This is a genomic window from Streptomyces poriferorum (assembly GCF_019399235.1).
GTDB classification, from domain to species: Bacteria; Actinomycetota; Actinomycetes; order Streptomycetales; family Streptomycetaceae; genus Streptomyces; species Streptomyces poriferorum.
Genome location: NZ_JAELVH010000177.1, coordinates 1 through 13,596 on the forward strand (window position 1 = coordinate 1; position 13,596 = coordinate 13,596).

Annotated in this window: 11 protein-coding genes and 1 tRNA gene; 8 read left to right on the forward strand and 4 right to left on the reverse strand. The window is 72.8% G+C overall.

The features are described from left to right. Window positions 1-214 precede the first annotated feature (214 nt). Complete coding sequence (locus JGS39_RS26670) at window positions 215-811, reverse strand: histidine phosphatase family protein (protein ID WP_219572131.1); 597 nt, start codon at window positions 809-811, stop codon at window positions 215-217. 320 nt (window positions 812-1,131) lie between these two features. Between JGS39_RS26670 and JGS39_RS26675 the strand changes: the two genes are divergently transcribed. From JGS39_RS26675 to JGS39_RS26710, 8 genes are all read left to right on the forward strand, one after another. Continuing rightward, window positions 1,132-2,103, forward strand: a complete 972-nt coding sequence (locus JGS39_RS26675; RefSeq protein WP_219572132.1) for a phosphatase PAP2 family protein — start codon at window positions 1,132-1,134, stop codon at window positions 2,101-2,103. Further along, window positions 2,009-3,172, forward strand: a complete 1,164-nt coding sequence (locus tag JGS39_RS26680; protein WP_236064401.1) for a hypothetical protein — start codon at window positions 2,009-2,011, stop codon at window positions 3,170-3,172. The genes JGS39_RS26675 and JGS39_RS26680 overlap by 95 nt, the downstream gene beginning before the upstream one ends. Further along, window positions 3,163-4,770, forward strand: a complete 1,608-nt coding sequence (locus JGS39_RS26685) for a hypothetical protein (RefSeq protein ID WP_219572134.1) — start codon at window positions 3,163-3,165, stop codon at window positions 4,768-4,770. Before JGS39_RS26680 ends, JGS39_RS26685 begins: the two co-directional genes overlap by 10 nt. Further along, window positions 4,767-6,101, forward strand: a complete 1,335-nt coding sequence (locus tag JGS39_RS26690; RefSeq protein WP_219572135.1) for an AAA domain-containing protein — start codon at window positions 4,767-4,769, stop codon at window positions 6,099-6,101. Before JGS39_RS26685 ends, JGS39_RS26690 begins: the two co-directional genes overlap by 4 nt. A gap of 123 nt (window positions 6,102-6,224) precedes the next feature. Continuing rightward, entirely contained in the window at window positions 6,225-6,566 is a 342-nt protein-coding gene (locus tag JGS39_RS26695; RefSeq protein WP_219572136.1) for a DUF8844 domain-containing protein, read from the forward strand. Window positions 6,567-6,762: 196 nt separating this feature from the next. After that, complete coding sequence (locus JGS39_RS26700; protein ID WP_219572137.1) at window positions 6,763-7,479, forward strand: bifunctional DNA primase/polymerase; 717 nt, start codon at window positions 6,763-6,765, stop codon at window positions 7,477-7,479. Further along, window positions 7,470-7,543, forward strand: a tRNA-Lys gene (locus tag JGS39_RS26705). The genes JGS39_RS26700 and JGS39_RS26705 overlap by 10 nt, the downstream gene beginning before the upstream one ends. Before the next feature lie 130 nt (window positions 7,544-7,673). Next, window positions 7,674-9,176 (forward strand): MFS transporter, encoded by a 1,503-nt coding sequence (locus tag JGS39_RS26710; RefSeq protein ID WP_219572138.1) that lies wholly within the window; start codon window positions 7,674-7,676, stop codon window positions 9,174-9,176. Here the strand turns inward: JGS39_RS26710 and JGS39_RS26715 are convergent. From JGS39_RS26715 to JGS39_RS41085, 3 genes are all read right to left on the reverse strand, one after another. Further along, window positions 9,156-10,832 (reverse strand): AMP-binding protein, encoded by a 1,677-nt coding sequence (locus JGS39_RS26715; RefSeq protein WP_219572139.1) that lies wholly within the window; start codon window positions 10,830-10,832, stop codon window positions 9,156-9,158. The two genes, JGS39_RS26710 and JGS39_RS26715, sit on opposite strands and share 21 nt — an antisense overlap. A 26-nt stretch (window positions 10,833-10,858) precedes the next feature. Next, entirely contained in the window at window positions 10,859-11,449 is a 591-nt protein-coding gene (locus tag JGS39_RS26720; protein ID WP_219572140.1) for a lytic polysaccharide monooxygenase auxiliary activity family 9 protein, read from the reverse strand. 158 nt (window positions 11,450-11,607) lie between these two features. Further along, a complete protein-coding gene (locus tag JGS39_RS41085; protein ID WP_236065816.1) occupies window positions 11,608-13,329 on the reverse strand; it encodes an SPFH domain-containing protein in 1,722 nt (573 codons plus the stop codon). Window positions 13,330-13,596 lie beyond the last annotated feature (267 nt).

Sequence of the window (13,596 nt, forward strand, 5' to 3'; positions counted from 1 at the left end):
CTCAAACGCCGGGCAGGCTGGATTTCCCGCCCCGGACCGGGCTGACGGTTCCGCCCTCAAACGCCGGGCAGGCTGAAAGGCCCGGCCGACGGGGCCACCCTCAAGCACCGGACGAGCTGGAATCCCCCGGCCGACGGGGCCGCCCTCAGGCACCGGGCAGGCTGAAAGGCCCGGCCCCCCGAACCCGCACCGCCCCAAGCGCGCGCCCCGCGCGCTACCGCTCCAGGTGCCCCGTGTCGTTCCACCGCTCCAGCGCCGGCGCCCCGTACGCCCAGCCCAGGACCGACAGCGACGTCGGGTCCAGCCGGATGCGTGCCGCGAACGACGCGTCCTCGCCCAGCCACCGCGACCCCAGCACCCGCAAGATGTGGCCGTGGCCGAAGACCAGGACATCGCGGTCGGCCGAACGCGCCCACTCGACGACCTCGTCGGCCCGGGCCGACACCTCGGCCAGGGTCTCGCCCTCCGGCACCCCGTCGCGCCAGATGAACCAGTCAGGGCGGATCGCCTTGATCTCGGCCGGTGTCATCCCCTCGTACGCCCCGTAGTCCCACTCCATCAGCGCGTCCCAGGGCTCCGCCCGCTCACCGAACCCCGCGATCGCGCACGTCTCGGACGCCCGCACGAGCGGGCTGGTGCGGACCTCCAGGCCGGGCAGGTCCGCCCACGGCCCGCGGTGCAGCCGCTCACCGAGCAGCTTGGCCCCCTCGCGCCCGGAGTCGAGCAGCGGAATGTCCGTCCTGCCGGTGTGATTGCCCTTGACGGACCATTCCGTCCGGCCGTGCCGGGCCAGCAGGATGCGCGGTGCCATGTGCGGCTCTCCCTGAAAAACTGAGACCTGAGATGCGGGATCCGAGATCTTGGACATCAACGGGGGACGAATCCGTCCGAGTGGGAACGGATGGGGCGGGTACGACGGGCGGAGCGGGGAAACGGATCGTCCGGATTTCCATCATCGCGTACCTTCGCGTGAGGCAACCTGCGGGGCCGCACCGGCGTCCCACAGACCACAGACGAACCCGAGCAGCTGAGGGGCGCCGAAAGAGCACCCCGGGCGAACCGCGGCCGCATCGCACCGTACGGTTGAACGCCCGCCGTCGGCCGCACGAACACGTGATGGAGAAATTCCGGATGCCGCATGCCACCACCGCGCCCGTGCCGCGCCACCGGCCCCGCTGGTGGACCGAGCTCCCGCTGCTGGCCCTGGTGTACGGGGCGTACTCGGGCGGCAGACTCCTGGTCCGGGGCGACGTGTCCACCGCCGTCGACCACGGGCTGAGCATCCTGAATCTCGAGAAGGCGCTCTTCCTGAACGCCGAGCACCCGCTCAACCGGCTGTTCACCGCGCACCCCTCCATAGGCATACCCGCGGACTTCGCCTACGCCTCTCTGCACTACCTCGTCACCCCGGCCGTCCTGATCTGGATGTTCCGCCGCCACTCGGCCGCCTACCGCCGGGCCAGGACCTGGCTGATGACCTCCACGATGCTCGGCCTCATCGGCTTCACGCTGATGCCGACCTGCCCGCCTCGGCTGCTGGCCGCCGGGCACGGTTTCGTCGACACGATGGCCCAGTACAGCTCGTACGGCTGGTGGGGCACCGAGGCGAGCGCGCCGCGCGGCATGGGCGGCATGACCAACCAGTACGCGGCGATGCCGAGCCTGCACGTCGGCTGGGCGCTCTGGTGCGGCATCCTCCTGTGGCGCCACGGCAGGCACCCGCTCCTGCGCGCCGCCGGTATCGCCTACCCGCTGATCACCGTCATCGTGGTGATGGGCACCGCCAACCACTACTTCCTGGACGCTGTCGCGGGAGCCGCCGTGATGGGCGTCGGGGCGCTGCTGGCCAGGCCCGTCCAGCGCCTCGCCGACCGGGTCAAGGACGCGGTCCGGGCCCGTTTCGCACGGGTGTCCCCCGCCGTACAGTCCCCGGATGTCAGTGCCGGATGCAAGACTTCCGCGGGTGAGCGAATCCCCGGCCAGCGGACCTCCTCCGCAGATCCCGCCGATGCAGCAGCACCAGCCGGCCCACCTGCCCCGGCCGATGTCCCGGCCTCCGCGGGAAGAGCCGCAGGCGGTGACGCTGCGAAGGCGGCTCGCTGAGCTGAGGGGCCCGGCCGTCGCGCCCCGTCCGCTGGACGCCCGCGCGCTGGCCGCCCTGGCCGCCAACCCCGGCTGCAAGCGGCGCGCCCTGCTCGACGGGGCAGGGGTCGACAAGGGCGCGCTCGCCACCGCGCTCGGTTCACCGGCCGCCTTCGGCCAGTCCCAGTTCGCCTTCATGCGGGGCAACGCCTTCGAGGCCCGGGTCAAGGCCGACGGGGGTACGGAGCTGATGCGCCTGCTGCACCAGGGGTTCGGCGAGTCCGGTGAACCGCCCGGGGACGTCTCCGTGCCCGATCTTTCGGCCGCCGGCCCCGAGGGCCGTGCCGCCCGCACCGCGCTCGCGCTGCGCGAGGCGACCGGGTCGGGCGGCTGGGCACTGCTCGACCATCCGATGCTGGCCCTGGAGGTGGCGGGTTCACCCGCCTACCTGGAGCCGGACGCGGTGGTGGTCCACCCCGACGGCACCTGGACGGTCGTCGAGATCAAGTCCTTCCCCATGATCGACGGCTCCGCCGACGCGGCGAAGGTGGGCGCGGCCGCCCGCCAGTCCGCCGTGTACGTCCTGGCGCTGGAGCGGGTCGCGGCGGCGACGGACGGCGCGGAGGTCGGCCACCGGGTGCTGCTGGTCTGCCCCAAGGACTTCTCGAACCTGCCGACCGCGTCCGTCGTCGACGTACGCAAGCAGCGCGCGGTCACCCGTCGCCAGCTGACCCGGCTCACCCGCATCGAGGACATCGCCGCGGCCCTGCCCGAGGGCACCACCTTCGACCCGGAGTGCTCCCCCGAGGAGCTGGACACCGCGGTCGAGTCCGTCACGGCGGCGTACGCACCGGAGTGCCTGGCCGCCTGTGAGCTGGCCTTCCACTGCCGCGCCAAGGCCCGCGCCGCCGGTGCGGTCGAGGCGCTCGGGCGGAGCGTGCGGGGCGAGCTCGGCGGGCTGACCACGGTCACCGGGGTGCTCGCCGCGGCCGCCGGCAAGGAGGGCGACCCGGCGGACCCGACGGTCGCCGCGCTGCTCCGCGCGGCCGCGCTGCGCGCCGAGGCGCTGGAGGGCACCACATGTCGCTGATCGGCACCCTGGCCCGCCTGGAGGCCGTGGAGAGCGGCCGCGCCCGGCCGATGGCCACCGTCCGCCACCGCCGCCTCGGCGACCGGCCGCTCGTGCTCGTACCGCTCACCACCGCCGGCGAGGCCGGCGCCCCGCTCGGCGCGCTCGTCGGCACGGACCGCGACGCGCCCCGGCTGCTGGCCGTAGCCCAGCCGCGCGACCGGGACCTGCGGTTCGCGTTCCTCGCCGAGCTGGCCGAGGCGGTCCTGCCGTACATCGAGTCGTACGCCGACGTGATCGAGCCCGCCGAGCGCAGCGAGACCGACCCCGGCACGGGCAAGAAGGTCAAGGTCGAGACCGAGCTGTGCACGGACGCGGCGCAGCTGATCGTGCCGAGCCGGGCCGGTATCGAGTTCGTCCGGCTGCTGGGCCGCTCGATGCGGTTCCGGCGTACCGCCGAGGACGATCCGGACACCCCGTATCCGGCGCCCGCCCGGGTTCCGCTGCTGGGCCGCTGGCTGACGCACTACGGCGAGCGGGCGCGGGTGCCGGGCTCGTCGCTGCTGCTGGCCGGCACCGATCTGCTCAACCGGCACTGGGCGACCGGCCAGTCCTCCCTGGAGGACCAGCATCTGGGCGCCCTGCTCGCCTGGATCGACCCGCCGGCGGGTGAGTCCGGTGCCGAGGCCGCGCTCCGGGCCGAGCTGGCCAGGGACGCCGGGGGCCAGTTGCTGTGCCCGCCGGCCGGACCGGCCACCGACCCGGACTTCGACAACCGGCTGCTGGCCCCGGCGATCGAGAAGTACGACCGGGCCCGCACCTCGCTGGCCGCCGCCGAGGACGGACTGGCGGCCGATGCCCGGCTCGCCGAACTGACGGCGGCCGAGCGGGAGATCCGGAAGCTGCTGGCCGGTGTGCTGCGGCCGACCTGGGACGCGGTGTGGCGGGGCCTGGACCTGCTGCGGGAGCTGCCCGAGGGATCCAGGGTGGAGGACCGCTGGACCCGCGACCGCTGGTCGTTCACCGGCCACCGCGACCGGGTGCGGGCCGGTGAGCCGCCGCAGCCGCGCCGGGACGACGCGGTGACGGCGGCCCGCAAGCTGGCCGCGCGGGAGACGGCGCAGGCCCAGCTGGAGGCCCAGGAGGCGCTGGACGATCCGCTGGTGCTGGCCGGGCGGCGGCTGGCGGGCGAGGCGTTCCTCGGCGAGGTGACCGCGGTGGAGATGGCGTACAGCGAGTCCAAGCGCCCCTCCCCGCGCCCGTTGGTCACGGTCCGCACGGCCGAACAGCCGCATCTGGGCGAGCGCGTGAAGGTCTACCGCTCGCTGGACGGCAAGCCGCAGACGGCCGAGTTCGCGGGCTACGGCCCGGCCGAGGACGACCCGGCTCCCGCGCTGGTGCTGCGGATCACCGACCGGATGGGCCGCGGCAAGGAGCCCGCCCCGGGTTCGGTGCCGGAGCCCGGTGACGTCATCGCCTGGACGCTCTTCGAGCACGACCAGCGCGGCGGCCCGCAGTTGCCGGATGCGGAGGAGACCCCGTGGACCCACGGCGGTCCGCCGGGCGGCGTGGCGGCTGCCGAGCGCCCTGACCCCGTGACCACGGAGGACCTGTTGTGACGGCCGTATTCGACCCCGGCGCGGCAGCCGGCCTGGCCACCGCCCGGATCCTGGACGACACGCTGAACGGCTCGGCCCGCGGCATCGTGGTGGACTCCCCGCCGGGTGCGGGGAAGTCCACGCTGGTGGTGCGTGCCGCGCTGGAGCTCGCCGCTGCCGGGCGCCCGCTGATGGTGGTCGCGCAGACGAACGCCCAGGTCGACGATCTGGTGGTCCGGCTCGCCGAGAAGGACCCCGGCCTGCCGGTCGGCCGGCTGCACAGCAACGACTCCGATCCGTACGACAAGGTGCTGGACGGCCTGGCCAACGTACGGAAGTCGGCGAAGGCGGGGGATCTGGCCGGCCTCGACGTCGTCATCTCGACGGCGGCGAAGTGGGCCCATGTGAAGAACGTCGAGCCGTGGGGCCACGCGATCGTCGACGAGGCGTACCAGATGCGCTCGGACGCGCTGCTGGCCGTGGCCGGACTCTTCGAACGGGCGCTGTTCGTCGGTGATCCGGGCCAGCTGGACCCGTTCTCGATCGTCGGAGCGGACCAGTGGGCCGGGCTGAGCTACGACCCGTCTGCCAGCGCCGTCACCACACTGCTCGCGCACAACCCGGAGCTGCCGCAGCACCGGCTGCCGGTCTCCTGGCGGCTGCCGGCCTCGGCGGCGCCGCTGGTGTCGGACGCGTTCTACCCGTACACACCGTTCCGCAGCGGTACGGACCACGGCGACCGGCTGCTGTCGTTCGGCGTCGCGTCCGACGGATCGGCGGCGGACCGGGTGCTGGACGAGGCGGCGGAGTCGGGCTGGGGCCTGCTGGAGCTCCCGGCCCGGCACACCCCGCGCACCGACCCGGAGGCGGTACGGGCGGTGGCCCTGGTGGTGCGCCGGCTGCTGGACCGGGGCGGCGCGGCGACCAGCGAGCGCTCCCCGGACCCGGCCCCGGTCACGGCGGACCGGGTCGCGGTCGGCACGGCCCATCGCGACCAGGCGGCGGCGGTGCGGGCGGCGCTCGCCGAGCTCGGGGTCACCGGGGTGGCGGTGGACACGGCGAACCGGCTCCAGGGCCGTGAGTTCGACGTCACGGTGGTGCTGCACCCGCTGTCGGGCCGCCCGGACGCGACGGCGTTCCATCTGGAGACGGGCCGGCTGTGCGTGCTGGCCTCCCGCCACCGCCACGCCTGCATCGTCGTGTGCCGTGAGGGCGTCTCGGACCTGCTGGACGAGCACCCGTCGACGGAGCCGGTCCAGCTGGGCGTGACCGTGAAGTTCCCGGACGGCTGGGAGGCCAACCACGCCGTTCTGGCCCACCTCGCGGAACACCGGGTGCGCTGGGGACGTTGACGGCGGGGGCGCGTGGGGGCACGACGGATCACGGGCGGGCCGGCGCGCACCCCTGAAAGCGCCCTTGCGGCGGGCTGGACAATAGAGGGTGGCCGTCGGGCCCACCGGAGGAGGAAGAACCACATGGCACAACCCGAGCGGAACGAGCAGCAGCGGCTGCGCCCCGCACCCCTGCTCTTCGAGCCGTCGGCGGCGGTCTCCGATCCTGAGCACTTCTTCGACCTGGAGTCGATGGAGGATCCGAAGGAGCTGCTGAGCCGCGCCACCGAGCTGACACTGGCCTTCCGTGCCGCGACGGACCGGGCGGTCGAGTTCCAGGCGATCGCGGCGGCGCAGCTGGCGGATCCCCGCCGGTTCGACCGGCTGACGACCGCGGACATCGCGCAGCGGGCGGAGTGGACCGAGGACTATGCGGTGAAGATGGTCGAGTTCGGCCGCAGCCTGCTGAACGAGCCGAGGCCCTGACGCCCGGACGGGCCCCCTACGCCCGGTCGGGGGCTGAACTCCGAGCCCCTCGCGGTCCGTGCGACGGGCCGGCGATCACTCCGGGTACAACCGTTGGCATATGCCAGGTGCGCAAGATACTCCTCACCACCCCAACCTGTCCCGATTTCCGACAACTCTCGGAATCCGGGTGATCACTCCGGGTAGACCTGTGCATATGACCGCATGGCTGCCAGACGAAACGACCCTGCATCACGGCAACGGCCCCCACCACGCCGGTGAGGACGCCGACATCTTCGCTGTCCTGCGCGAGCAGGCCGGGAATCAGGCGGCCCAGGTGACCGCGGCCGGCGCCGCCTGGCTGGCCGGGGCGGCGGCCTATCCGCGCAGCACCCTGGCGCAGTGGGAGTCGCACCCCTCCGCGCCCGGCGTCCTGCCGTGCGGTTCCGCCTTCGACGTGGTGAACGTGCCCACGCTCTTCGGGCGGCGCATGCTGGAGCACCTGTGGGCCGACGGCCCGGGCTCCGGCCCGGTCGCCACGCACCGCGGCCGGATGCTGCTGTTCGCCTCCCCCGGCACGGCCCAGCGACTGCCCTCGCTGCTCGACTGGGAGGAGTGGGGATCCGGTCCGGGAACGCGGTCCGCCGGGGATCCGCCGGAGCCGCAGGACGGTGGCCCGAGGGTTCCCCCGCTGCTCTGTCACGGCGCCGGCGACGCGGTGACGGTCCCTCCGCTGACCTGCGGCCCGTCCGCTTCGGGGCCCCGCTGGGTGGTCGCCCCCGACACCCGCAACCCTTGGCTCCCGGGGCCGGACGTCCTGCTCTGGGCCTGCGTCCGGGTGGCCCGGTCGGTGCCGTCTCCGGCGCCTCGGATTTCGATTTTTCCTCCCACGGATCAGGGTGCTAATGTCTACGACGTCAGCAGGCGCCGCTAGCTCAGTTGGTTAGAGCAGCTGACTCTTAATCAGCGGGTCCGGGGTTCGAGTCCCTGGCGGCGCACAGACAACACACGAGGCGGTCTCCGTTCAACGGAGACCGCCTCGTGTGTTTTGCGCTGCCCGCAGCCATGTACAAACGTGTTACACATTCGTACTAGACACTTGTTTTAAACGCTCGTATATTCCCTGTCATGACGAACCCTACGAGCACCGAAGCCCGTCCCGGCGATCTCGCCGGCCGTCGGGAGTGGACCGCCTTCGTGGTCCTGCTCCTGCCTCTCCTCCTCGTCTCGATGGACGTGTCCGTCCTCTTCTTCGCGATCCCCTCCATCGACCGGGACCTCGCACCCAGCGCCACCCAGCAGCTCTGGATCTTCGACGTGTACGCCTTCGCGCTCGCCGGTCTCCTCATCACGATGGGCTCGCTCGGTGACCGGATCGGCCGGCGCAAGCTGCTGATGTTCGGCGCGGTCGCCTTCAGTGCGGCATCGGTCGGCGCCGCCTACGCCACCAGCCCGGAGATGCTCATCGCGGCCCGCGCGCTCCTCGGGATCGGCGGGGCGACCCTGATGCCGTCGACCATGGGCCTGGTGCGGAACATGTTCCGCGACGACAGGCAGCGCGGCCGGGCCATCGGCATCTGGTCCGGCGCCATGGCGGGCGGGATCGCGCTGGGTTCGGTGCTCAGCGGCGTCATGCTGGAGCACTTCTGGTGGGGCTCGGTCTTCCTCGTCAACGTGCCGGCGATGGTGCTGCTGCTGGTCCTGGTGCCGGTCCTGGTCCCGGAGTTCAAGGACCCGAACCCCGGGCGCTTCGACTTCCTGAGCGTGCCGCTGTCCATGGGCGCCGTGCTGCCGGTCGTCTACGGGGTCAAGGAGACCGCTGCCGGAGGGATGGACCTGCGCAACGGTCTGATCATCGCCGCCGGGCTCGCTGTCGGACGGTTCTTCGTCCGGCGCCAGCGCTCCCGCACCGACGCCCTGATCAGCCGGGAACTGTTCCGCGACCGGAACTTCGCCGCCGGGATCGGACTGAACGCGCTGGCCGCGTTCGCCATGATGGGCGCCTCCTTCTTCACCACGCAGTACCTGCAGTCGGTCCTCGGGATGAGCACGATGGAGGCCGCGCTGTGGAGCCTGGCCCCGTCCCTGGCGGTCGGCGCGGCGGCGCCGGCGGCCACCGCGATCGCCCAGCGGACCGATCGCGCCCGGGTGATCTGCGCCGGCTTCGTCATCGCCGCCGCCGGCTTCGGTGTCCTCGCCCTGTCAGGTACGGACTCCCTGGCGATCCTGCTCATCGGCTCTGCCGTGATGAGCTGCGGGATCGTCACCGTGATGGCGCTCGTCTCCGACCTGGCCCTGTCCACCAGCCCGCCCGAGAAGGCGGGCTCGGCGGCCTCGCTGCTGGAGACGGGGCAGGAGTTCGGCGGCGCGATGGGGATGGCACTGCTGGGTGCGGTGGCGACCGCGGTCTACACCGCGGACATGCCGGACGCGGCCCCGGAGGCGGCCCGCAAGACACTGCCGGGGGCCCTGTCCACCGGTGACGGCTCACTGATCGCGATCGGGCGGGACGCCTTCGTCCACAGCATGCAGTACGCCTCGGTGGCCGGCGGGCTGCTCCTGCTGGCCGGGGCGGTGCTGGCGGTGGTGCGCCTGCGGCAGGCGGCCCCTTCAGAACCCTCCGCCGTGTGAGGACAGCAGGTCATGGCGCCCGTGCTCCTCGTACTCCCGTATCAGCGGGCCGAGTTGTCCCTCCCCAAACGGTTCGTACGCGCCACCGCTCCCGTTCCACCACAGCGGCCCGCCGGACCAGAATCCCTCGCGGCGCAGCCCGACCCGGTGGACCTTGTTGGTCGCGGTCACCGGCATCGACGGGACGACGCGCACGAACCGGGGGGCCATCTTCGTCCCCAGGTCGGGCTGGTCCCGGAGGAAGGCGGCGAACGCCTCCGGATCGAACCGCGCCCCGTCTCGCAGTGCCAGCGCCGCCATGACCTGGTCCCCCGCGACCGGGTCGGGCACTGCGTAGACCGCGACGGCCGCCGCGTCGGTCCAGCGGGCCAGGATGTTCTCGATCATCGCGGCGGCCAGGTTCTCGCTGTCGACCCGCAGCCGGTCCTCCGTACGGCCCGCGAAGTACAGGAAGCCGTCGGGGTCGCGGAAGAAGAGGTCTCCGGTCCAGTACCAGCCGTCGCGCACCCGGGCGGCGTCCGCCGCCTCGTTGCGCCAGTAGCCCTCGAAGGGCGTGCGGCCGCGGTTGACCAGTTCGCCAATGGCGGCGGCTCCGTTGACAAGGGTGCCGCCGGGGCCGAAGACCGCGGCGACCCGCTCGCGGCCGGTCTCGGGGTCGACGACCGCGAGATCGTCGCGGTCCGACGCCCGGCCGACCGCACCCGGCGGGGTGTCCGGCGTCCGCTGGATCGCCGCCCCGCCCTCCGAGGATCCGTAGCCCTCGACCAGCCGCACCCCGAACCGCTCCCGGAAGCGGGCCGCGTCCACGGCGCCCGCCTCGGTGCCGAAGCCGAGCCGCAGCGGGTGCTCGCGGTCGTCGGCGCGCTCGGGGGTGGCCAGCAGATACTGCACGGCACGGCCGACGTACGTGAAGTACGTGGCGCCGTGCGCGCGTACGTCGTCGAGGAAGCCGGACGCGGAGAAGCGGCGGCGCAGAGCGACACCGGCACCGGCGGACAGGGCGGGGGCCCAGTCGGCGATCACCGCGTTGCCGTGGAACATCGGCATGCAGACGTAGTGGACGTCCTCGCCCCGGATCCCGAAGTGGTCGACGAGCGACCGCCCCGCCGCCGCCAGCCGCCCCTGGGTGCAGATCGCGGCCTTCGGCGCACCGGTGGACCCGGAGGTGAAGTACAGGAGCATCCGGGTCGCGGGGGCCGGCCGCTTCAGGACGGTGTCGCCCGGCTGCGCCCCGGCGTAGGGGGCGAGGAGCGCGGCGTACGCGTCGGTGTCGGTGACCAGGACGCGTACATCCGGCAGCGCGAGACCGTCGAGGAGCGGCAGATGGGCGCGCTCGGTGATCAGCACCCGGCATTCGGTGTGCAGGATGTCGCGGGCCAGTTCGGCTCCGCGACGGGTGGGGTTGATTCCCGCGACGGCGGCCCCGGCCAGGGCCGCCGCGCTCAACCACAGCGGGAATTCAGGGGTGTTGTCGAGCAGCACCCCGAGGTGCGGTTCGCTGCCCGCCGGCAGCAGCTCCGCCAGGAGCGCGGCCCGTGCGGCAGCACCCGAGGCGACCTGATGATGAGTGAGGACAGTGCCCTCGTGTCTCAACCCGGGCCGGTGGTCGCCCCATTGGCGCTGAACGAGCTCCGCGACGGTGCCTGCGCTCCCCATGGCGCCGCACGGTAACCGACCAGGCGTCAGAACTGAACATCCGAGCACGAGTAGAACGCGTTGGCCGTGTCGGCGACGTTCCACACGCTGAGGATGATGTGCTTGCCGGTCTTCTGGGTGGGGATCGTGCCCTGCTGGGTCAGGGTCGCCGGCGGCTGCTTGCCGCCGTACGGCACCGTCATGAACGGCTGCGACTCCAGAGACGCCCTGGTGAGCGGCTTGGTGGGGTCCCAGCCGTTCTTGGTGATGTAGTAGCGGAAGTCGGACGTGGCGTGCCGGGCGGTGAACTGCCAGCGGAAGCTGAAGCCCTGGCCCGCGGTGACGTTCGTGGCGGGCCAGTTGCCGCCGCGCGGGTCGTCGAGCTGGGCGAACTCGCCGTGTCCGGCGGAGCAGATCGCACCATCGGCGGGTCCGGCGGCCGGGAAGCCCTTGGGGCCCTCGACGCTCTGCGGCTCCCACTGGATGTTGCCGCAGCCCGTCACCGTGCCGTTGGCACAGAGCTTCTGACGACTGATGGGGTTGTCCGTGTAGCCATGGCTGCTGGCACTGCTGGTCGCAAGCATCGAAACGCTCGCTACCGCAAGGCCGACCAGGGCCGCGCCTGTCTTCTTACGCATTGCTGCCGCTCCTCGGAGACGTGGGGGAGGTTCCATGAGCACTGCTGCGCGCGCGTCGTGCGGTCTAGACCAAGGCCTAGATTATTGACGCAGCATGGACATGTCCAGACCAATGAGAGCCGGATTCCGGTTGCCTCCGAGGCGGCGGGCAGAAGGGTTCAGGCGCTGTCCCCACCACTGCGGCCGGTGTAGAAGGCCACCGTCAAGTCCTTGACCAGGGACTTGCGTTCGTAGTCGTCGAGCTCCACGAGGCCCCGGGCGGTCAGCCGGTTGACGGTGTCGTCCACGGCATCCACCACCGAAGTCAGCACGCTGTCACGGTGCTTGGCGTCGATGGCCGCGATCCGGCGCCGCTGCATGGCCGCCGCCACCTCGGGGGCGTACTCGATCCCGGTCGGCTGCGCGGAGTACACCTCGACGCCGACCGGTTCGCAGTCCGCCTTCAGCATCCGGGTCAGCGCGTCGCCGACCGCCTCCGCGTTGCGCAGGGTGTGCGCGTCCTCGTGGAAGGCGTCGGCGGGCAGCTGGGACAGGACCCGCGCCATGGCCGCCTCGACCTGCTCGCGCAGGTACTCCTCGTGGTCCTCGATCCCCAGCGTCGCCCGCACGGTGTCCTTGACCCGCCACACGACGAGGACGACGACCCGCAACGCGGTGCCGTTGGCGTCCATCGCGGGCAGCGGCTCACTGCGCCAGTGCCGCAGCCGCACATCGACCCGGCGCCTCAGCAGCAGCGGGCTGACCCACATCAGCCCGGTCCGCCGCACGCTGCCCCGGTACCTGCCGAAGAGCGTGAGCACCCACGTGTACCCGACCCGTCCCCGGCTCAGTCCGCCGAACGCGAAGAGCACCAAGGTCACCAGCAGCGCGAGCCCCGCCCAGGTACCGATACCGAGTCCGTCGTACGGGCGCGCGCCGACCCCGATCCGCGACAGCACCCGGGCCGGCAACGCGCCGGTCCACCACAGGACTCCGCCGGCCACGGCGATCCCGCCGAAGCCGGTCAGCACCGCGACCCAGCCGGGCAGCGACGGCCCCGGCCGCTCGTGGAGCCGGGGGTCGGCGTCCGGCGCGGGCCGGGTCGAGGGCCGCACCTGCGAGGTCCTCGGCACCGGCGCCCGCCGGACACCGGCCGGCTGCTCGCCCTCGGGGGCCCGGCCCACAACGTGGGCCGGCAACGCGGCGGCGTCCGCCCCGGCCTCGTGCTCCTCACGGAAGAGCAGGTGCACGGGGATGGAGGCGGTGCGCTCGTTGGCGATGACCGCCTGGTGCCGGCCGGTGTCCACACGGGCATCGGTGCGGAACTCGGCGTCGGTACGGAGCTCGCCGAGATGGAGCTCGCCGGTGTCCTCGCCAGTGAACATGAGGGGCAGCGAGGCGGTGGCGGCGTCCGGCCCCGATCCGGACCCTGCCACCAGTCCCGACCCCGGCACGGACGCGGAGACCTCGGGGGCTGCGGAGACCTCGACGAGAACCGCGGCGGGCTCGGGGGCCGCGGAGACCTCGACGGGGACTGCGACGGGCTCGGGGACTGCGGCGGGCTCGTCGGCTGCGACGGGCTCAGGGACCTCAATGTCCTCGTGGACCTCGTGGACCTCTTGAGTCGCGTAGATCTCGTGCGTCGCGTGCGTCGCGTGGGCCCTATGGACCTCGCGGGTCTCGTGGACCCCCGGCGGCTCATGAACCTCATGAGCCTCCGGAACCTCGATCACCTCGATCACCTCGCACACCTCCGGTGCAGGCGTGGGCAGCAGTGCCGAGACATGCGCCCCGGCATCACGCAGCAGCGGCGGCCCAGCGGTGCGGGCTTCGGCGGCCTTCCGGAACACCGGGCCGAGGTGCGCGGTCTCCGGCTCCGGGACGCTCCCCCTCGCCTCCATGGCCGGGCCCGCCACCGGCGCCCCCACCGACGCCGGATCCGACACGGAGGCCGAGGTCGCCCCGAACCCGGCTCCCCCGGGTTCCCGATCGCGCTCGCCCGGCACCAGGTCGAGCACGAGGTCGACGACGGAGTCCGGCCCGGAAACCGGCACCGGTCCCCCAGGCACCTCCGCCGAACCCGCAACGGGAACGGGAACGGGCACCCCCGGCCCCACATCCGGCGCGCCCAGCCATCCCTCGTCCGAGCCGCCCGGCCGCCCCGCGTC

Excerpts from the sequence above, each read along its gene's own strand:
- JGS39_RS26670 (WP_219572131.1), bottom strand. The coding sequence starts at position 811 with ATGGCACCGCGCATCCTGCTGGCCCGGCACGGCCGGACGGAATGGTCC.
- JGS39_RS26675 (WP_219572132.1), top strand. The coding sequence starts at position 1,132 with ATGCCGCATGCCACCACCGCGCCCGTGCCGCGCCACCGGCCCCGCTGG.
- JGS39_RS26680 (WP_236064401.1), top strand. The coding sequence starts at position 2,009 with ATGCAGCAGCACCAGCCGGCCCACCTGCCCCGGCCGATGTCCCGGCCT.
- JGS39_RS26685 (WP_219572134.1), top strand. The coding sequence starts at position 3,163 with ATGTCGCTGATCGGCACCCTGGCCCGCCTGGAGGCCGTGGAGAGCGGC.
- JGS39_RS26695 (WP_219572136.1), top strand. The coding sequence starts at position 6,225 with ATGGCACAACCCGAGCGGAACGAGCAGCAGCGGCTGCGCCCCGCACCC.
- JGS39_RS26700 (WP_219572137.1), top strand. The coding sequence starts at position 6,763 with ATGACCGCATGGCTGCCAGACGAAACGACCCTGCATCACGGCAACGGC.
- JGS39_RS26710 (WP_219572138.1), top strand. The coding sequence starts at position 7,674 with ATGACGAACCCTACGAGCACCGAAGCCCGTCCCGGCGATCTCGCCGGC.
- JGS39_RS26715 (WP_219572139.1), bottom strand. The coding sequence starts at position 10,832 with ATGGGGAGCGCAGGCACCGTCGCGGAGCTCGTTCAGCGCCAATGGGGC.
- JGS39_RS26720 (WP_219572140.1), bottom strand. The coding sequence starts at position 11,449 with ATGCGTAAGAAGACAGGCGCGGCCCTGGTCGGCCTTGCGGTAGCGAGC.
- JGS39_RS41085 (WP_236065816.1), bottom strand. The coding sequence starts at position 13,329 with ATGGAGGCGAGGGGGAGCGTCCCGGAGCCGGAGACCGCGCACCTCGGC.